This window comes from Chryseobacterium sp. KCF3-3 (assembly GCF_045865955.1).
GTDB lineage: Bacteria > Bacteroidota > Bacteroidia > Flavobacteriales > Weeksellaceae > Chryseobacterium.
The window spans coordinates 3,181,772-3,200,654 of record NZ_AP035792.1 but is presented as its reverse complement, the minus strand read 5'-3'; the positions used below and the strand labels follow the sequence as shown (position 1 = coordinate 3,200,654).

General features: G+C 33.2%; 19 protein-coding genes and 1 tRNA gene. 7 read left to right on the top strand and 13 right to left on the bottom strand.

Annotated features, from left to right (window positions below; translation table 11 throughout):
• The first annotated feature begins 82 nt into the window (after nucleotides 1-82).
• Entirely contained in the window at nucleotides 83-1,378 is a 1,296-nt protein-coding gene (gene tyrS / locus ACKTTZ_RS14495) for a tyrosine--tRNA ligase (RefSeq protein ID WP_407845879.1), read from the top strand.
• A gap of 72 nt (nucleotides 1,379-1,450) precedes the next feature.
• On the opposite strand, the gene ACKTTZ_RS14490 is transcribed toward tyrS, so the two are convergent.
• The gene (locus tag ACKTTZ_RS14490) at nucleotides 1,451-1,867 is read right to left on the bottom strand and encodes a hypothetical protein (protein WP_034692094.1); all 417 of its coding nucleotides are present in this window, start codon (nucleotides 1,865-1,867) and stop codon (nucleotides 1,451-1,453) included.
• 200 nt (nucleotides 1,868-2,067) lie between these two features.
• Between ACKTTZ_RS14490 and ACKTTZ_RS14485 the strand changes: the two genes are divergently transcribed.
• Nucleotides 2,068-4,041 carry a sensor histidine kinase gene (locus ACKTTZ_RS14485; protein ID WP_034692093.1) on the top strand — a complete coding sequence of 658 codons (1,974 nt, stop codon included), beginning with the start codon at nucleotides 2,068-2,070 and terminating at the stop codon, nucleotides 4,039-4,041.
• Nucleotides 4,031-4,669: a response regulator transcription factor gene (locus ACKTTZ_RS14480; RefSeq protein ID WP_034692092.1), complete on the top strand. Its 639-nt coding sequence runs from the start codon at nucleotides 4,031-4,033 to the stop codon at nucleotides 4,667-4,669. Before ACKTTZ_RS14485 ends, ACKTTZ_RS14480 begins: the two co-directional genes overlap by 11 nt.
• Nucleotides 4,670-4,716: 47 nt before the next feature.
• On the opposite strand, the gene ACKTTZ_RS14475 is transcribed toward ACKTTZ_RS14480, so the two are convergent.
• Entirely contained in the window at nucleotides 4,717-5,148 is a 432-nt protein-coding gene (locus ACKTTZ_RS14475; RefSeq protein WP_228432265.1) for a hypothetical protein, read from the bottom strand.
• A 245-nt stretch (nucleotides 5,149-5,393) separates the two neighbouring features.
• Between ACKTTZ_RS14475 and ACKTTZ_RS14470 the strand changes: the two genes are divergently transcribed.
• From ACKTTZ_RS14470 to ACKTTZ_RS14460, 3 genes are all read left to right on the top strand, one after another.
• Nucleotides 5,394-6,032: an alpha/beta fold hydrolase gene (locus ACKTTZ_RS14470; protein WP_034692090.1), complete on the top strand. Its 639-nt coding sequence runs from the start codon at nucleotides 5,394-5,396 to the stop codon at nucleotides 6,030-6,032.
• Nucleotides 6,033-6,152: 120 nt separating this feature from the next.
• On the top strand, nucleotides 6,153-7,472 hold the full coding sequence (locus ACKTTZ_RS14465; RefSeq protein WP_034692089.1) for a PDZ domain-containing protein: 1,320 nt from the start codon (nucleotides 6,153-6,155) through the stop codon (nucleotides 7,470-7,472).
• A gap of 4 nt (nucleotides 7,473-7,476) precedes the next feature.
• Nucleotides 7,477-8,004 (top strand): hypothetical protein, encoded by a 528-nt coding sequence (locus ACKTTZ_RS14460; RefSeq protein ID WP_034692088.1) that lies wholly within the window; start codon nucleotides 7,477-7,479, stop codon nucleotides 8,002-8,004.
• Here the strand turns inward: ACKTTZ_RS14460 and ACKTTZ_RS14455 are convergent.
• The 3 genes from ACKTTZ_RS14455 to ACKTTZ_RS14445 all read right to left on the bottom strand — a co-directional run bounded on the left by ACKTTZ_RS14455 (nucleotide 7,997) and on the right by ACKTTZ_RS14445 (nucleotide 10,360).
• Complete coding sequence (locus tag ACKTTZ_RS14455; RefSeq protein WP_034692313.1) at nucleotides 7,997-9,022, bottom strand: L,D-transpeptidase; 1,026 nt, start codon at nucleotides 9,020-9,022, stop codon at nucleotides 7,997-7,999. The two genes, ACKTTZ_RS14460 and ACKTTZ_RS14455, sit on opposite strands and share 8 nt — an antisense overlap.
• Nucleotides 9,023-9,222: 200 nt before the next feature.
• Entirely contained in the window at nucleotides 9,223-10,062 is an 840-nt protein-coding gene (locus ACKTTZ_RS14450; RefSeq protein WP_407845878.1) for an XAC2610-related protein, read from the bottom strand.
• A 10-nt stretch (nucleotides 10,063-10,072) separates the two neighbouring features.
• On the bottom strand, nucleotides 10,073-10,360 hold the full coding sequence (locus ACKTTZ_RS14445) for a hypothetical protein (protein WP_407845877.1): 288 nt from the start codon (nucleotides 10,358-10,360) through the stop codon (nucleotides 10,073-10,075).
• On the opposite strand from ACKTTZ_RS14445, the gene ACKTTZ_RS14440 reads away from it, so the two are divergent.
• The gene (locus tag ACKTTZ_RS14440; protein ID WP_156106363.1) at nucleotides 10,359-10,547 is read left to right on the top strand and encodes a hypothetical protein; all 189 of its coding nucleotides are present in this window, start codon (nucleotides 10,359-10,361) and stop codon (nucleotides 10,545-10,547) included. The genes ACKTTZ_RS14445 and ACKTTZ_RS14440 overlap by 2 nt on opposite strands.
• A 416-nt stretch (nucleotides 10,548-10,963) precedes the next feature.
• Here ACKTTZ_RS14440 and ACKTTZ_RS14435 read toward each other — a convergent pair.
• The 8 genes from ACKTTZ_RS14435 to ACKTTZ_RS14400 form a co-directional block, all read right to left on the bottom strand.
• Nucleotides 10,964-11,037: transfer RNA gene (locus ACKTTZ_RS14435), tRNA-Asp, on the bottom strand.
• Nucleotides 11,038-11,328: 291 nt separating this feature from the next.
• Nucleotides 11,329-12,516 (bottom strand): glycosyltransferase family 4 protein, encoded by a 1,188-nt coding sequence (locus ACKTTZ_RS14430; protein ID WP_034692085.1) that lies wholly within the window; start codon nucleotides 12,514-12,516, stop codon nucleotides 11,329-11,331.
• The gene (locus ACKTTZ_RS14425; RefSeq protein ID WP_051934187.1) at nucleotides 12,516-13,649 is read right to left on the bottom strand and encodes a glycosyltransferase; all 1,134 of its coding nucleotides are present in this window, start codon (nucleotides 13,647-13,649) and stop codon (nucleotides 12,516-12,518) included. Before ACKTTZ_RS14425 ends, ACKTTZ_RS14430 begins: the two co-directional genes overlap by 1 nt.
• The gene (locus ACKTTZ_RS14420) at nucleotides 13,649-14,749 is read right to left on the bottom strand and encodes a hypothetical protein (RefSeq protein WP_034692083.1); all 1,101 of its coding nucleotides are present in this window, start codon (nucleotides 14,747-14,749) and stop codon (nucleotides 13,649-13,651) included. Before ACKTTZ_RS14420 ends, ACKTTZ_RS14425 begins: the two co-directional genes overlap by 1 nt.
• Entirely contained in the window at nucleotides 14,733-15,650 is a 918-nt protein-coding gene (locus ACKTTZ_RS14415; RefSeq protein ID WP_253318088.1) for a glycosyltransferase, read from the bottom strand. The genes ACKTTZ_RS14420 and ACKTTZ_RS14415 overlap by 17 nt, the downstream gene beginning before the upstream one ends.
• Entirely contained in the window at nucleotides 15,640-16,842 is a 1,203-nt protein-coding gene (locus ACKTTZ_RS14410) for an O-antigen ligase (RefSeq protein WP_034692081.1), read from the bottom strand. The genes ACKTTZ_RS14415 and ACKTTZ_RS14410 overlap by 11 nt, the downstream gene beginning before the upstream one ends.
• Nucleotides 16,839-17,825 (bottom strand): glycosyltransferase, encoded by a 987-nt coding sequence (locus ACKTTZ_RS14405; RefSeq protein ID WP_034692080.1) that lies wholly within the window; start codon nucleotides 17,823-17,825, stop codon nucleotides 16,839-16,841. The genes ACKTTZ_RS14410 and ACKTTZ_RS14405 overlap by 4 nt, the downstream gene beginning before the upstream one ends.
• Nucleotides 17,818-18,882: a polysaccharide pyruvyl transferase family protein gene (locus ACKTTZ_RS14400; protein WP_407845876.1), complete on the bottom strand. Its 1,065-nt coding sequence runs from the start codon at nucleotides 18,880-18,882 to the stop codon at nucleotides 17,818-17,820. Before ACKTTZ_RS14400 ends, ACKTTZ_RS14405 begins: the two co-directional genes overlap by 8 nt.
• Between the last annotated feature and the right edge of the window lies 1 nt (nucleotide 18,883).

The following is an 18,883-nucleotide window of genomic DNA, read 5'->3' as shown; positions in this document are numbered from 1 at the left end:
ACATTTTTTGCTGTTTCGCTTTTACCCTTAATACTTATGAATTTACTATCTTTGCATCTTAAAATTTTAAAGTTAAAAATCAATGAATTCCTTTATAGAAGAACTTAAATGGCGTGGTCTGTTTGCCGATATGATGCCAGGAACCGATGAACAACTGAATAAAGAGGTAACTACTGCATATATTGGTTTTGATCCTACTGCCGATTCTTTACATATCGGAAGTCTTATTCAGATAAAAATTTTAGCTCACTTCCAGCTTCATGGCCATAAGCCAATTGCATTGGTGGGAGGTGCAACAGGAATGATTGGTGACCCGTCCGGAAAATCTGCTGAAAGAAATCTTTTGGATGAAGAAACTCTTTTACACTATGTAGACTGTTTAAAAAATCAGCTTTCAAAATTCTTAAATTTCGAAGGGAACGAGCCTAACAAAGCTGAGCTAGTAAATAACTACGACTGGATGAAGAATATTTCTTTCCTTGATTTTGCTAAAAATGTTGGGAAAAATATCACGGTCAACTATATGATGGCTAAAGATTCTGTGAAGAAGAGATTCTCAGGAGAATCGGGTGCAGACGGAATGAGTTTTACAGAATTTACATACCAGCTAATCCAGGGATATGATTTCCTTCACTTATACCAAAACAATAATGTAAAGCTACAGATGGGAGGTTCTGACCAGTGGGGAAATATCACTACAGGTACAGAATTGATCCGTAGAAAAGCGCAGGGTGAAGCATTTGCATTAACAGTTCCTTTGATTACCAAAGCAGACGGCTCCAAATTCGGGAAGTCTGAAAGCGGAGAAAATTACTGGCTGGATAAAAAGAAAACTTCTCCTTACAAATTCTACCAGTTCTGGCTGAATGCTACTGATGAAGATGCTGAGAGATTCATTAAGTTCTATACTTTCTTAGGAAAAGAAGAGATTGATGCTTTAATTGAAGAGCACAAAACGGCAGCACACGAAAGAAAGTTACAGAAGAAACTTGCGGAAGAAGTAACAGTTTGGGTACATGGAAGAGAAGAGTATGAAAAAGCTCTGAAAGCTTCTGAAATTCTTTTCGGACGTTCTACTGCTGAAGATCTTGTAAGTCTTGATGAAGAAACATTCCTTGAAGTTTTCGATGGAGTTCCTCAGAAAGAAATTGCAAAAGCTGATGTTTTAGGAGTGAATATTATTGATCTTCTTTCTGAAAAATCAGGATTCTTAAAATCTAAGAGTGAAGCTCAAAGAGAGATTAAAGGAAATTCAATCTCTGTCAACAAGCAAAAAGTAAATGATACTTTTACAGCTAATGAAACTGACCTTATTGATGGTAAGTTCTTATTATTACAAAAAGGTAAAAAAAGCTACTTTATTGTAAGAGCAAACTAGTATAAGATACATATAAAAACGGGCGCTGAGATGGATCTCAGCGCCCGTTTTATGTCCTAAAAAAATTTAATATTAAAATGTATAGCTTGTAGAAGCTGACAAATACTGTCCACTGGAAGTTCCTTCTTTCTTAAGTTCTCCGTCTACCCAGATCTGAACCTTCAACGTTGCTGAAGCATTGGGTCCGACAGCATTTACTGCAACATTAGCGCTATATGCTCCTGGTTCTGATGTCACTTCCGGGCTGGACCATGTTGTTCCACTCAAACTTGATGCTGTGGTAGGGTTACCATCAATTCCGTAAACCGCTACGTCAATATTGCTTCCTGAAGAAGCAATTGCTTTAAAAACCACTTTATGGCTTTTCCCTGCTCCATTCACATTGTCGTCGTTATCTTTACTGCATGACGCTGTAAATCCAATAAACATTGCTGCTATTGCTGCAACCAATGCTCCTCTTAACAGCTGATTCATTTTCATTTTTTTCATAATCTTTTTGTTTAAATTTTAGTTACTATATTGAATATTCTATGATTCATGATTTGATATTTGCAAAGCTATGAGCATCCCCTACGTCTATCAATCCTGAAAAACCAGTAATTTTTTCTACCTAAATTCAGGTATTTTTTATGCTAAAATTTTTAATTAAATTGAACGTTTTAAAAAACATTTTACAGAATTGATCCATAATGAAGAGATTACTTGTCCTGTTAAGTCTATTTTTGTCTTTTGCTTTACAATCCCAACAAATCATTCCGCTTAATGAGAAAGCTTATATAGATAGTTTACAAAGTATTACAAAGGATAATCACCCGGATACTTCAAAAGCAACGGCCTCTTTTCTTTTATCCAATTATTACAGGAACAGTGATTCTGCTTTGAGTAAGAAGTATCTTTCCAACGGAAAAAGACTGGCTCAAAACAATCCATTTATTTCAGCAAAATATTATTATTACGAAGGACAATATCATCTGGACAGGAATAAAAAGAAAGCTGCAGTTTCCTATCAGCAGGCTATTCGGTCTTTATCGAAATTCAAAAATGAAGAGTCCGATTTCTTTCAGGCTCTTGCCTGGTACAGCTACGGAGTTTCACAAAAGGATAAAGAGGGTTATATTCCTTTGGTCAAGATAATGCTTGAAAAAAGCATCCCACTGGTTAAAAAATATGAAAACAGCAGGAATCTGGGTTTCCTATATACTCAGCTTGCGGTTATTCTTACATATAATGCTCAGTTTAAAAAAGCTGAAGAATACAATAAAAAAGCCCTGGAAATTCTTGAAAAAAACTATCCGAATTCTGCAGAATTATTTTTTACCTATCTTAATTCTGCCAACAATTTCTGTTACCAGGCCAATGGAGATGAAGCTGAAAAGTTTTTAAATAAAGCTGAAAAACTCATCAAGGGTTATCCGGAATCTTCATCCAATGCTTTTTATTATTACAGTAAAACCCTGTTGTATATTACCCGTCAAAAAAATGAAGAAGCCCTTCCTGTGATAGAAAAAGGAATTTTCTATACCAGAAAGTACAATCAGAATCTTCTGGCTCAAATGTTTTATTTCAACAAGTATGATATTTTAAAGAAGCTTAAAAGATATAAGGAGGCTAAAACTACTTTGGAGAATGTTTTAACAGAAAAATCTCTGGCCATTGATCTTAATAACAGAAAAACCTTTTACAAACAACTCTCTTTACTCAATGAAGAATTGGGAGATACCAAAGAAGCTCTTGTATGGGAACAGAAATATTCTAAGCTAAATGATAGCCTTAATACGGAGAATGTAAAAATTGAAATCAACAAACTGGAATCTAAATTCAATACTGCCGAAAAAGAAAGAAAAATAGCAACTTTAAATGCTGAGAAGAATCAAAAAGACCTGGAAGTCAACAAGAAAAACTCTTATTTATGGGGAATGGGACTTGTTTTATTGCTGGCGTTAAGTCTTCTGATCTTTCTGTTTATTATTTTCAGAAAAAATAAAAAAATAAGTAAACAGAAACTCAATGAAATAAAGCAAAAGGAAGAACTATCATTAACCAAAGCCATTCTTGATGGGGAAGAAAGAGAAAGAGAACGTATTGCAAGGGATCTTCATGATGGTCTTGGTGGAATGCTTGCCGGCGTAAAGATCAACTTTTCTACGTGGTCTTCCAGTCATTTAAACCCTGAAAAAGATCAGGAATTTTATAAGATACTGGGTCAGCTGGACAGCTCTGTAAGTGAGCTTAGACATGTTGCCAGAAATTTAATGCCTGAATCATTGCTTAATTTTGGTTTGGAAACTGCTCTACTCGACCTGTGTGAATTTTACACCAGAAAAAATCTTGAAATTGATTTTCAGGCTATTGATATTGACAAAAAATTACCTTTAAATATCCAGCTTAATATCTACAGAATTGTGCAGGAGTTATTGGCCAATGCTGTAAAACATGCCGAAGCCAGCAGTATTCTTCTTCAATGCTCCCAATCCGGCGAAAATTTTCTGATCACGATTGAAGATAACGGAAAAGGATTTGATAAACATATAGAAAACACCACTAAAAGTCTGGGACTTCGTAATCTGAAAAACAGGGTCAACTACCTGAAAGGAAAAATGGAAATCAATTCTGATGATCAAGGAACAGCCATTAATATAGAACTCAACATCCATGGAGAATGAGAAAATAAATATCGTCATTGTAGACGACCACCCTATTGTCATTGAGGGACTGAGAATGATGCTGAAAAGCCAGCCTTTCTTTCATGTAGCAGGAAGCTTTGCATCCGGTGCAGAAACACTGAGTTTCATCCGGTCTGAAATGGTAGATATTGTTCTTCTGGATATTACGCTCCCAGATTCCAACGGAACAGAACTCTGCAGAGAAATCAAAAAAATATCGCCAAGCACCTCTGTAATAATGTTCAGTAACCGTTCAGAACGAAGCATTATTATGCAGTCTATACAAAACGGAGCAAGCGGTTATCTTCTCAAAAACACCTCTATTGATGATCTTGTGATAAGTATCAGAGGGGCACTTTCGGGAGATATTGTTTTCTGCAATGAAACCAAACAGATTATCAGTCTTCCGTCTCAGAATAATCTTCCTGTTCCCAGACTGACAAAAAGGGAAAAACAAATTCTACAGATGGTAGCACAGGGGAAAACAAGTAATGTAATTGCTGAAGAACTGTTTTTAAGTCCTCTTACCGTAGACACTCATCGCAAGAATCTGCTACAGAAATTTCAAGCAAAAAACTCAACAGAATTGATCAACCTCGCTGTACAGCAACATATGATTGAAGAATAAAAAAAACCGCTTTGAAAGCGGTTTTTTTTATATATTGTTAAAGTAATTTAAGGTTCTAAGAAGCTATAATCAATAGAAGCAACCAATACCCCTTTACCTTTCTTCTTCACTGTTCTTGCTATCTCACCATCAATGTAAAGATTGATTGTCAATTCAGAATTATCATCCGGCATTGACGCGTTAGCATCAAGATTCAGCTGTGCCTGGCTGGAATTCACAAAGAATTCTCCACTTGTCCACGGTGAAGTTACAGGAGACTGCGGAGTATTGTATATGGTATTCTGAGCTGTACCTACCTGTGTTACAACACTTATAATGTTTCCTCCGGCAGTGGTCTTCACTTCGAATTGAACCACATGATCCTGAAATTCTTCATCGTCATCTTTTTTACAAGAATTAACAACGGTGATTACAGAAAATAATAAAACGAATAAAAAAGAAAGTCTAAGTAAACTTTTTGAATTGTAAAATTGCTTCATTTCTCCAAATAGATTTTTTAATGTTTCAAATATAAGTTTTTTATTAATATAAAAATAACTTTTATGAAAAATTTCCAATAAAGATTTCCAAATAATATCAAATCAATAAAAACAGAAAGCCCCGGAAAAATTCAAAAATATACTCCAAATAATTAATCATTACACATAAATCATCATGCAACAGAAGTTCATTGTATGAATAATAAAAGTTAAGATTCTGTAGGTAATTTAATTATCTTTGCTGTATGAATTTAGATTATCTAGTAAGAGAGCCGGAAAATATTACTTCCCAAACTCCTATTCTTTTTATGCTTCATGGATATGGCAGCAATGAACAGGATCTTTTCAGTTTTAGAGAAACTCTTCCCAATGACTGGATCATTGTAAGTTTCAGAGCTCCACGTGATACCCAATTTGAAGGATATTCATGGTATGATATCAATTTTAATGATCCCGAAAATTTCATCGATGTTCCACAGGCCAATGAATCTTTACATGCAGTTCTGGAAAGTATGCTAAAGATTATCAACCACTATGGACTTACGGAGAGCAAAGCTCACCTTTGTGGCTTCAGCCAGGGAGGAATATTGTGTTATGCTTTGGCTTTAAAACATCCTGAGCTTTTCAATCGTGTTGCCTGTATGAGCAGTTATCCTGAAGATAAAATTCTGGACGGTATTGTAAAAGATAAGAAAAAACTGGAAGGACTTCGTTTCTTCATTTCTCATGGTACGGATGATGCTGTGATCCCACTTGAATGGGGAAGAAAAGCAGCAGATCTTCTTTATGATCTTAGCTGTTACTTCACGTTCAGAGAATATATGAGCGGACACGGTGTCAATCAGAAGAACTATATGGATTTGATGGACTTCTTTTCAAAATAAACAAAACCTATTTTGAAATAAATTCAATAAAAAACACTACTTCATTGTAACTTATATAAACATTCCAGCTTTTGGAATGTTTTTTTATTATCATATAGATAAATTCACTAAATTCAGTAAATGAAATTTAAATTGCTTTTACTGGGATTATTTCTAAGCATTTTTGTAAATGCTCAAAATACTTTTGAGCTGATCAATACTAAAAAAGCAGTTATTCCTTTTCAGTTTATCAACAATCTTATCTTTATTCCAATCAATGTTAATGGTGCTGAACTCACCTTTCTTCTGGATACGGGAGTTTCTGAAACCATTCTTTTTAGTCTGGAAAATAAGGAACTCACGCTAAGCAACGTTGAAAAAGTAAAATTTTCAGGTCTTGGAGGCAGTCTCAGTATTGATGGCTTGAAATCTGAGCGGAATATAGGTAAAATTGGGAATGAAATTGTCAATACCTCTATGTCTCTTTATATCATTATCGATGAGGAATTTAACATTTCGCCCCACGTAGGAATTCCTGTGAACGGAGTTATAGGATATCATTTTTTCAAAGACCACCCTATTTATATAGATTATAATTCTAAAAAAATAACCGTGTATGAAAATGAAGATGGTCTGCAAAAGAAAATCAAAAGGTTTGAAGAGTTCCCTATCACCATTGAGAAAGATAAGCCCTATCTTTATGGTGGCATAGAAATGACAAATGAAAAAAAGGACTCAAAATTGTTGATTGATCTTGGAAACAGTGATGCCATCTGGCTCTTTCCTACTCTTATTAAGAACTTTGTTTATAACAGACCTAATATTGACGATTTCCTTGGCCGTGGTTTCAACGGAGATATCTATGGAAAAAGAAGCCGTATTCATAATTTCTATCTTGGAAAATTTAAGTTTGAAAAACCACTTACTGCAATGCCGGATGAATTCTCCATACAACATGTTAATATGGTAGAAAACAGAAAAGGCTCAATAGGCAGCGAAATTATGCGTAGATTTACTGTAGTCTTTGATTACCCCAATAAAAAGCTTTATTTGAAAAAAAACAGATACTTTGATGATCCTTTTCATTTTAATATGAGTGGGCTTGATTTCAAACAGGATGGACTGGAGTGGCAGGAAGATAAGGTAAAAATTGAAACCCAGAAATCGGCGATGGTAGCAACAGAGGTTTATAAAGACGCTTTTCAGTATAAATTCAGTTTAAAACCTATATTTTCTATTGCCGGTGTAAGAAAAGATTCTCCCGCTTATGAAGCTGGTCTGCAAAAGGATGACAAAATTTTAACCATTAATGGAGCCCAGACCTCAGACATGACTCTGGAAAAAATAGTAGAGCTTATGAAATCCAATGAAGGCAGAAATATTACCATGGTCATTCAAAGAAAAAATCAAAAACTTACATTAAGTTTTGCTTTGGAAGACCCCATTCCTTATCAAGAATAACAATATGAATACCGAAGAAACCACTTTAGACAGAATAAGAACCAGACCCCGATTTAAAATGTTTACTCATCTTACCAAGGAAGAGTATGCTGAAAATCTGAAAAAATATATGGAAGAACATAAAGATGAGTTTTCGGGTAATATTAATAAAGAAGTTGCCACTATTTGGGTGAAAACAGAATATGATAATTACTGGAAACCCCGACTTGCCTTACGGGTGGAAATGGAGGATGAACATACGGCAATACGCGGAGTATTTGGTCCGAGTTCTGCAGTGTGGACATTCTTTATGTTCCTGTATTTTTCTTTTTCTATTCTTTGGATGACCTTTTTCACAATGTATTACGTAGAAAAGCAAATAAAAAGCGCCGAATACCCTTGGGCACTGAGCGCTTCTTTTATTATGTTATTATTTATTCTTCTTACTTATATTGCTGCCAGATTCGGGCAACATAAAGGTAAAGAGGAAATGCTTAAATTGAGAAAGTTTGCTGAAGAATCTACATTACAATTTGAAAAGAAAATTAATTAGACAGAGGTTCTACAGGCTTTTCATTTTGAACAGGAGCTGCTGCTTTTGCTGCTTTGATCGAATCGGACACTTTTTCTCTGTTGCTTTGTTCTTTTAGCATTTTCGGAACATCTGGTTCTAAAAGTTTCGTCAATTCTTCAACGGAAATATTGTTGGCATTAGGATCATCCAAAAGATTTCTCCATGGTTTTCTTCCTCCCCATTTATAATCTCCGAATACCATTACTGCTGTACCTCTGGCTTTAGTAGTAGCTCCACCGGGATTCAAAATCCAGGTATCTGCATAGGAATACAGCCATTGGGCATCTTTTCTCAGCAATCGTAAACATGAGTGCGAAGCAGGATATCCGGGAAGCGTATATTCATGCCATCCGATTCCTCCTATATTGTGGATATTAAAATTGTAAGGAAGTTTCCATTCGCTGCTCACGGTGGAAATAGCCAGTTTCTTTTTCCAGTTGGCAAAAGTAAGCCCTCTTGTGGTCTGGGCTGCTTTTTTACCCATACTTGTTGGGCCCCATTTTATAAGACTTCCATTAGAGTATACAGCAAAGGCCTGTATGGGATATGAGAAAATGACAAACTTTTTCACTCCGCTTAATACATCCAGTTGCATTGGAAACGGTGAATAGGCCATCAGTGTGGTATCTATTTTCGCAGGAACTACCAAGGTGTCGGCATTCCATTTACTTTTAGAATCCAATCTGTTTAAAGCTAAAATAGCTGTTCTTTCTTCTACACTATATTTCTTGCTGAATTCTGCGTAAATAGAATCACGCATTTTTTTATCTTTTGGAAGAACAAAGGCATTATAAAAGCCATTCTCCTGCATAACAGGCGGAACAGATTCTTTTTTAACGACAGGAACAGAATCTTTCTTTACAGAATCCTTTTCTACCTCCGGAACTTCCGAAGAAGAAACAGTATCTTTAAAGGTATCACTTATTTTTTCTATTTCCTTTTTACAGGAAACCAGAAAAAAAGCACATAAACAGATATAAAAAAAGGATTTTTTCACAGATATGTTTTTCATAAATAAATCGGCCATTTAGTTTGGCTACCCAGTACAAATATCAGACCTAAATTTGAATCCTAAAAGACATTCTTAAAAATACCGTAAAAAAACGGAGGCTTTATCACTGTAAATGAGGAGTTATAGTTTACAATTTCAAAAAAAACATAGATTTTAAAGGTATTCTCAGATATTAAAAAAAAGCATTATTCGTCCGTATTTTCTTTTGTAGAAATCCATTCTAAAGTCCCGTTTTTACCAAAGCGGTAAACATCCTGATGCCATCTTGCTCCCCCTCTGCATCCTGTTGTTAAAAGCTTTTTATCTTTTTCTACTGTGACATCACATAAACATGAACAGCTTGAGTGGGAAAAATCCGGTTCTTTAAGCTTTTCAAAACGTTTGCTTTGTAGATTATACAGATAAATCTCAAACATTCTGTAAACACCCATTCCGTCATCGGGAACAGAAAATGCAATATCATCATAACCGTCAAAATTATAGTCTTCAATAATACTCTGTCTTGCAAAAGAAGGTTTATCGGGAGACTGAAGTTCTATGGCTGTCTTTTTTCCATCGGGATAAGTAATGATGAAATGATTATTATAAAAATGGTTAAAGGTAAGGAGAGCATCATTCAGAAGATATGTATTGCTTCCGTCATATTTTTTTTCGTTCTCAATCATTTCCATCTTAAACTTTCTGTTGTCTTTTGCTCTGGTATAAGTGATGTTCGAAGCAGTATGATGCATCATTTCGAACGTATATATTCCGGTGACATTCCCATCAATTATTTCATTCCAGACGTAATAATTAATATCCGGCTGTCCGTCACTTCTTCCACTGTCATCTACTTTAAAACTTTTAATATGTAAAGGAATAATTTCTTTCTTCCCTGAATATTGTACAAAAGCTCCTTTTCCCTGAGTTCCGTAATAAAGTGTCAACCTAAACTCTTTTGCTTCTCCTACTGATTTTAGAATGAATGGCTGTGCAGAGATCACCACAGAAAAAATTATAAAACAGAATAAAAACAGTTTTTTCATAAGGTTCAGTTTAGATAAAAAGGTTGAGTACAAATCTTACAATCCATAAAAAAACAATAAGCAACAGTATTGAAAACTGAACTTTATTTACGTTTTTATTCCCGAATTTCCATACGAGAATACGATCTATAATCATCACCAGCAATAAAGGAACTAAACTAAACAGGATATACATTCCGAATAAGGCATCAGGTGCGGATGGCCCATTCATCATAACGATGGCTGCAATCAATCCGGCAATCATAGCTATGATACCTGTAATAAAAAAGAGGGTCCAGTTTTGAAATTGTTTTTTCATGAATATACGATCAGTGGTTGGTTATGTTGAAACGGATATTGAATCTGTAATAATACAATATCCAAAAAGCCAGCCACGGCAGATTCATAATCAAAAAAACGATCGTTTCTTCACCGTCAATCTTTCCATCAGTGATCGTGAAAAAGGAAAAAACAGAAGCTGTAAGAGGCAGCAGAAACCAACATAAAGCTGTTTGTATTTTACCATGAAATTTTTGTAAGAGAGAAAGGAAGCTGCTTAAAGATAATATGCTCAGAAATGATATCCAGAAAATGGTAAACCCATAGACTAATCCACTCATATCACAATTCCTCGGCCTATCTCCTACTTCTTTCGTAAGACTTAAAAACAAGATTAAAAGCACAAAAGAAAGCAGTGTGGAGATTAGCCACGTTTTAAGTATTGAGAATAAAATAAATTTTCCTTTTGACATCTCAGCTTATGCTTATTCGCTAAAATAACAATAACCATTCAAAATACAAAACTGAAAAATCCCTGAAAAACCTGTCAGTACATTACTTTTGATAAGAACCGGCTATTATTTCCCATCTGTTTATCAATAGGGGAAAATAAAAAAGTCTTCTATTTCTAGAAGACTTTTTGCGATCCGGACGGGACTCGAACCCGCGACCTCCGCCGTGACAGGGCGGCATTCTAACCAGCTGAACTACCGGATCAATTTTTAAGGTAGCATTTGCTTTTTAACTGGTGCAAATATATAGCTTTTTTTAACTTTTCCAAAGAAACGTATTTCTTTTCTTTCAAAGCTATTGTTAAGATACAGATTGTCAAATATAAAAATTTTAATATATAGCTGCACTTAATACCCTTTTGCCCACTTTTACTTAGAAAATTTAAGAAAGTCGATTATAAAAACACACACAAAATCAACATTCTTGTTACTTTAAATTCTAAGATGACCCTTTATCTATGATTTATACATACAATAGATTCTTTCTTTTGATCATTTATTCTGTTTGCTCGATAACTTCAACAAATTTTTTACACAAAATGGATTTGTCATAAACTGTTTCAGCCAATTCCCTTGCATTCTGTCCCATTTCCTTTACCAATTCAGGATTGTCTTTCAGATAGAGTACTTTTTGTACAAGTTCTTCCGGACGGTTTGGGTTTACATAATATCCGCAATGGTATTTTTCGGCTATATCTTTCGTCCATCCGGCAGAGTTTACAATAATCGGTTTTCCTGCAGACAGCGAATCGAAAAGCTTGTTTGGAGAGTTGGTATACAAAATCGGGATATCCAAAAAGGAAATCATCGAAACATCCGAAAAATTGACAATCTCGGATACGTCAGTCATAGGGAATTTTCCGAGAAATTTCACATTTTTAAGGTTGTTTTTCTCTACTTCATCTACCAAATCTTTTTCAGTAGAACCTCCTCCTACAAACAAAAATTCTATATCTTCTCTATTGTTTAATAATTTGGCAGATTCAACAATTGTATGAGCCCCATTTGCCAATCCCAGAGAACCAAAGTGAACTATTTTGAAGGAATCTTTTTTTAAGTCAAGCTTTTCCATCAGTTGATCATTTTTCCCCCTAGGCCAGAATTCATCCATTTTAGCCATATTAGGAATCATGGATGTTTTTTCTTTTGGAATATATTTTACCACTCCAGCCTGCATACCGGGAGAAAGTGCAATAACACGGGAAGCATTTTTATAAATCACTTTTTCCAGCAGACGGGTCGTTTTTATTGTCCAACTGTTTTTTATGGCTCCCATCTGTATTGGCACCTCCGGCCAGAGATCCCTTACTTCAAAAACAAAAGGTTTCTTTTTAAACCACTTTAATATAAGTGCCGGAATACCTATTGTAAGAGGAGTAGATGTAGCAATTACCAAATCGATATCTTTCTGTTTCAATCCTAGCACAGATGATTTGTACATAAATTTCAAGAAAGCCTTTAACCTTCTTGAAACACTCATATTCTGGTCGTAGTCTTCCTTTATATAAACGACTTCAATACCATCAATTTCTACAACTTTAACATCCTCTGAAAATTTGGATGATGAAGTGAGCATGGTAACTTTATGCCCATTTTTAATAAGTTCTTGTGCCAGCCAGTACGATCTTGTTCCTCCTGGCTCCTGAGGAGTTACGAAATATTGGTGGATGTATAATATATTCATTATTTTTTTTCTATATATAATTTTTGATATACTTCAGCTATTCTCTTCCAGTCATGATTTTCTAACAATTGTTCCATATCAAAACTATAGTGATCTCGTTTTTGTATTAATCGTTCAAGTCCTCGTTCGATAGCAGAAACAGAAGTGTCTTCCACTTTTTCTCCAATAGAATCATCATAAAAACCGTCGATCCCTTCATTTTGCGTGTACATCACCGGTAAGCCTTGCAGAAGCGCTTCTATATAGACCAAGCCAAAGGTTTCTGCTTTGGAAGGCATTGTAAAGAAGTCACTTCGTTCGTAATAGGATTTTAGAACAGGCAGACTGTCTACTTTTCCTACAAATTCAAAGGAATGATCGTTTTCAATAGAATCCAGGATTCTTTTCTCGTCATTTCCTCCTCCTCCAATCAGTGTTAATTTTATTTTATTCTGAATTTTGTGATTATGATTCTTAACAGCACTAATGAGGTTAAAGACATTTTTGCCCTTATTGAATTTCCCTATATAAAGCATCTGAATGCTTTTTTCATTCTCAACAATTTTCCTGTTCACAACCTTTGATTCTATCCAGAAAGGGTCTACACCATTTGGAATCACCATTAGTTTTTGCTGTACATCGCTCATGATATGAGACAGGCGTGGATCTTCAAGCATTCTTTTTTTATAGACTGCAGAAATGGCTATGATCTTATTTGCATTCTGAAGTATTTTTTGTCCGTAGCCTCTTTCGTGCAGAAAATACTTCAAAAACACATTAAGATCCGTATTGCGCACGGCTAATATGTATGGAATATTATATTTTTTATGAAGTTCATAGGCCACTCCGCCATCGCTATACCATGTGTGAGCATGAATAAATTTGACAGTCTTGAGGTCTATTTTTGCTTCAATGTCTTGTACTATTTTTTTAATTTTTTTCTTATACAAAACCCGATCTGCATATTTTGATAAAATATGACTGTAGATAATCTGAGAGTGGGTAGTTTTAAAATCTATTTTATTTTTCCCTATTCTGGAAGATTCTCGGAATGGATTATATACAATCTGCTCTAGCCCGTTATTATCCAGCTCTCTCACTAAATTTTTATACACTGTAGATCCTGAGTAATCGTTTGTAATGTGGAGTATCATTATGGATAAATTGAATTAAACTGCAGCTCTAAAGAAGAGTTGTTAATTTTATTACTATAATTTGTAAGGTTTTTTTCGACTAAAGGATATAAACTTGTATCAAAATAGATAAGTTTCATCCAGCCATCCGATATTTTCCAACCTGTATTCTGCACACTTGGATCTGTAGTACCATCTACATTATCGGCAATACTGTCTCCTTTCAGAATCTTAAGTTTTAAGGTATTGCATAGGTAACTGAAATTAAAGTCAGCCCAATTGGCATTTCCCAATTCTCTTGCCTTTATTAAATATAATACGACATGATTTCCATGTGATACATCCTGTACAACCGGTTTATAATTCTTAATTTTCTGTAACGCCTTACAAAAAGTATCAGGATATGTACTGTTCCACGTGTAATACAAAACGCTACCTGCGCTCTTGTTTAAAACCAACGCTTTTTTCAGCTGCTGATCAAACTGATTTACAAATAAGGCATATGAATTTTTATCAGATTCGTCATACTTCATCAGATAGAGTGCAACAACTGCCCAGTTTGCTCCTGTATGAAGCCTTTGATGAAACAATAATGAATAATCTCCATATTGGCTAAAACTTCTGGCTTTCCATTTATCGAAGGAGTATTTTAAACCACTTTCTATCGCCGGCTGATAATTCGTATATAATTTATTCTTGGCTAGAATATCCAAAAACTCACCGATGTATCTGAAAAAATATCCCTCTGAAATTAAATGTTCCTGTCCGTTCACTGCTGCATTCTGATTTCCTTTTGCTACATTCATCACCCAGCCATTTTTTTGGTATGAGGTATTTGAATTGGTATCAATCAGGATTGGTTTTATGACAGAAATATTAGTATCAATATATTTTTTATCTTTTGTTTTAAGATACATATTGTTATTTGCATTGATAAAATATCCTAATGCCATGAAATCGTAAGTATTTTTACTCTTTGATGACATTTCCATTTTCTGCAAACCATAACTTTTGGATGCCTGCATATCTGCATTATATCTGCTTACTCTGTTTTGCTGAGCAAAAGAAAAGCTAAATAATAATAACGCACTAAGCTTTATAAAATCACTTAAATATTTCATAATTATTAATATTATAATTTTGAATCAGATTCTGTAACTGCTTATCATTACCTCCATCTGCCACGTTTTCCTGGCTTAGCTTAAAGAGGGAATTTTTATTTTCAATGGGAATTAAATTTGAAAAATAATTGGATTTCACGGTCTTTGTCTTATTCAACTGAGCCATCGTATTCAGCCAGACATCGTCTGCCATAAAACATAAGCTGACAAAAGCATCTTTGTTTAAAACTTCTTCACTAAAAAAATTAGTCTTATACAAAGTTCCTCCCCCACTTGTGTGAAATAGATCAAATGCCGGTCCAAAATTTCCAAAAACTTTTTTCCAGTTGGAATATTTACTTATTGTATTATCATCATTTCTTACGATTTTATGGGCTCTATGACAACAAATTGCATCAGGAAATTTTGCATGTAAATCCATTAAGTCTTTAATGATATTCGATGGATAAAAAATATCATCATCTATCGTTATGATAACGTCGTTTTGATATTCCTTAAAGGCATAGTAATATTTTTTATGAGACCTTAGATCTTCATCTACAAATCTTATTTCCAATTGTTTCTTTTTATGATAACCCATCAGATTATCCGGTATATCTTTCAACTCATTCGGAAATTGATCTTTTGCCAGATACAATACAATTTTGTTTGGCAGCAGACTTTGTCGTAACATACACTCTACAACCATCCATAATTTGGATATCCTTCCTGGAAATGTTGTAAGTGACACGATAATATTTTCCGACAATTTTTCGGGTAGTACTACTTCTTTTATAGTATTTTTAAGATATATCGGGAAGACAAAATTTGAAAACTTTCTTATAGAAAATCTTGCTAAAGACTGAGCTCTAGAAATTTTTCTTAACGATGAATATTTTCTATCTATATAATCAATTAACATTTTTAGCCGTTGTTTTATAAAATGATGATATACAATAAAGACTTGCCAGCCAAATCCACATGTACGGATTATTTAAATAAACACTATTAATTGTAAATGCTAATGGCATTACCAGTAATGATCCTAATAAAATATAGTTCGGAATTTCACGCTTTTTAAAAACCCTTTTTGGATTAAAAATTTTAAATAACAATAAAAGAAATGTAAAGAAGACAACAATCCCATATTGAGAGAGTAATTCTATAAATAAATTATGGGGTACCAGGATAGGATTATTTGTCATTTTACTAGCTGTATCAGAAAAGTTTCCAGCTCCTACACCCAAAAATTTTGAGTCCACAAACATGTCGATACCGATGTTAATCATTTCCTTTCTAGAATTGTCTTCCAGTCCTTTTTGTTCTATTCTTGTCTTTAAATAAGAAAATGATGCATTATTCATTACATATATATACCCTGCAACAGATGCTATTATTGAAATGAATGTGTACATAATGGTTTTGCTGATTGACTTGCTGGAATAAAAAATAATATATATAATAGTAGATATTAATAAGCACAGCATAGTACCACGACTTGCATTGGTTAATACAACCCAAACAATAGCTAAAATAAAAAGGATATAAACTATTTTAAATAATTTGCTTGAAATAAATTTAAGTTTAGCTAAAATAAAAGGAAATGAAATCGCCAAAAGGTGATTATACAAATTATAATTTCCAAAAGTAATAGCTGCATATTTTCTAAGAGTTCCCACACCTCCTAATACCGTATCATCTCCAAACTTTGAATTAGAAAAGTGTAAATTGAAATTAATTTCTATAATTGCAATTGGAATACTTAGTAATACAAATATAACCCAGCCATTTATCAGTTTATTTAGACTTATATACTTGCTAAAATTTACTATTTCAACGAAAATGATAAAATTTATCAGCGCATATGCAAACTCTTTTAATGATTGGTCATTATTAAATGTTAAAAATAACATTGACAATACACAATACATAATAAAAGAAAAGAAAAACAATAAATACTCTTTCCCTTTAATAAGCTTTTTATTTAAATCCTGTATCAGTAATGGTAAAAATAAAATAGCAAGAAGTCTCGGTGCCTGTAGCATACCACCGTATAAACCAAATATTTGTGAAATGATTAATATTGGGGTTATATTTTTCTTTAAGTAATTCATCTATTAATCAAATTATCCAACCTTATCAGAAGGAAAATAAAAGTCCAATTCTTATAAATAAAAATCGATTGGGAAGGAAATAGCTTTCTTTTAATATATTTCACAATAAAAGAATCATACTGCCTTGTAAAAACAAAAAAGTTTTTGGTACTAATAGTATTTAAGAGATCCATAATTTCATCTTTTTTCATATTACTCTTATGTAAAAAAATGAATAGCAAACTAAAATAATAGTGATGTCTATTTATTATGAACTTTTTCGGAAAAAAATCTATTATATCTTTCTTGTTATATAATTCTAAAATTTTTAATACTGATTCTATATTTTTTATAGTCTGTTTTTTCTTCATAATTGACTCTCCTCTCTGTACATAATTTACAAAGATGTTGTCAATAACCTGCAGAACAGGATTTTTACTATATACTTGTGTATTAAATAATACATCCTCATATATTGCTCCTTTTTCAAATATGATCTTATGTTTATCTAAGAATTTTTTTGAATAGATCTGTGTCCACGCCTGAATACCATAGTTATTGTATTTTAACAGCAAATCGTGACCACTGATCTTTTCTTCATTTTCAAATTTTTCAAATTTGACAATTTTATTTTCATAAATTTCCTGATAATTAAATAATAAAATATCAGTTTCTGTATTAATTTTTTTTAAAAAGACGTCGATACTTTCACTTTCAATATAATCATCTCCATCCACAAACCAAATATATTCCCCTTTCGCTATTTTATATCCCGCATTTCTGGCATCAGAAAGCCCTCCGTTTTCTTTTTCCAGGACGACAATTCTTTTATCTGCATTTTTATATTTATTACAAATACTGATACTATTATCTGGAGAGCCGTCAATTACTAAAATCAATTCAAAATTAGCAGAAGCATTTTGGACTATACTGGCAATACACTTTTCTATATAATTTTCAACATTATATATTGGGACAATAATGGATAAAAAAACATCATTCATTTACATTCTCTATTAATGGTAAGTAAAACTTCCTTATCTCCTGAGGATTATATTTTTCATAGTTATCATTACTCAATAACTCATCTATCGCTTTGCTTGCTTCATCTACATTTTTAACAAACTTTATATATGTTAAGTACTTGATCCAATTGTAAGTTCCTATAACTTTTTGATTATAATTTGAAAAAACGACGCACGGTGTTCCTGTAATGATGCAAAGAACCATTCCGTGTAATCTATCAGTGATCACTATTTTTGCCTTAGAAAATTGTAATAACTTATTAGTCAATACTTTTTTTCTCACTGACTCTATATCTAAATCTGTTATTTTATCACAATGCATATCAGATTTAATTATTTTGTCAAATTTTCCTTCTAAAATTTGGGTAATTTTATCTTTATCGTTTGCGGTTAGTATTGATTCCTGATCATTTCTGATTACTTCTAATGCATACTCTCTTTCATTTTCAAAACTATATTCAGTGTATAGAACAATATCGGGGGTCAGAATTACCTTATTTTTTGGAAAATAATTTTTCATTAATTCAAATGATTTTTCCTCTCTTGCTGTCAAAATCAAATTTGAATGCTTTTCAAAAATATCCTGTGTCCTTTTTAATTCAGACTCACCAATCTGATCATTAGAGTAATAGATAGTTTGTGGAAACAATATCGTTTTATTCTCAGGAAAGTTTTGAATTACCATTCTTCTTAAATTTTCTTCCCTCATATATTCATTCCCAAAATTACCACCACCATGAATGAATATCAAATCATCAGGATTAATCGTATTTCTGTACTTTTCAATAAAATACTTCATTTGAGATTGATTGATCTCAAACACATGATGCCCGGGTAAATTTTCTTTAAAAAATTTCAACTGTCCTTCAGCAATAGCATGATCTCCAATATTAGTATGGGTAGGAGTTTGAAACAAAAATAATCGCTTTGTCTTGCAATTATTAATTTCATTAGCTATTCTATCTACTCTGGCATTATTATTTATATTATTAATAATTGAATTTGTTTTATTTTTTATTCTCTTAAATAAATCCATA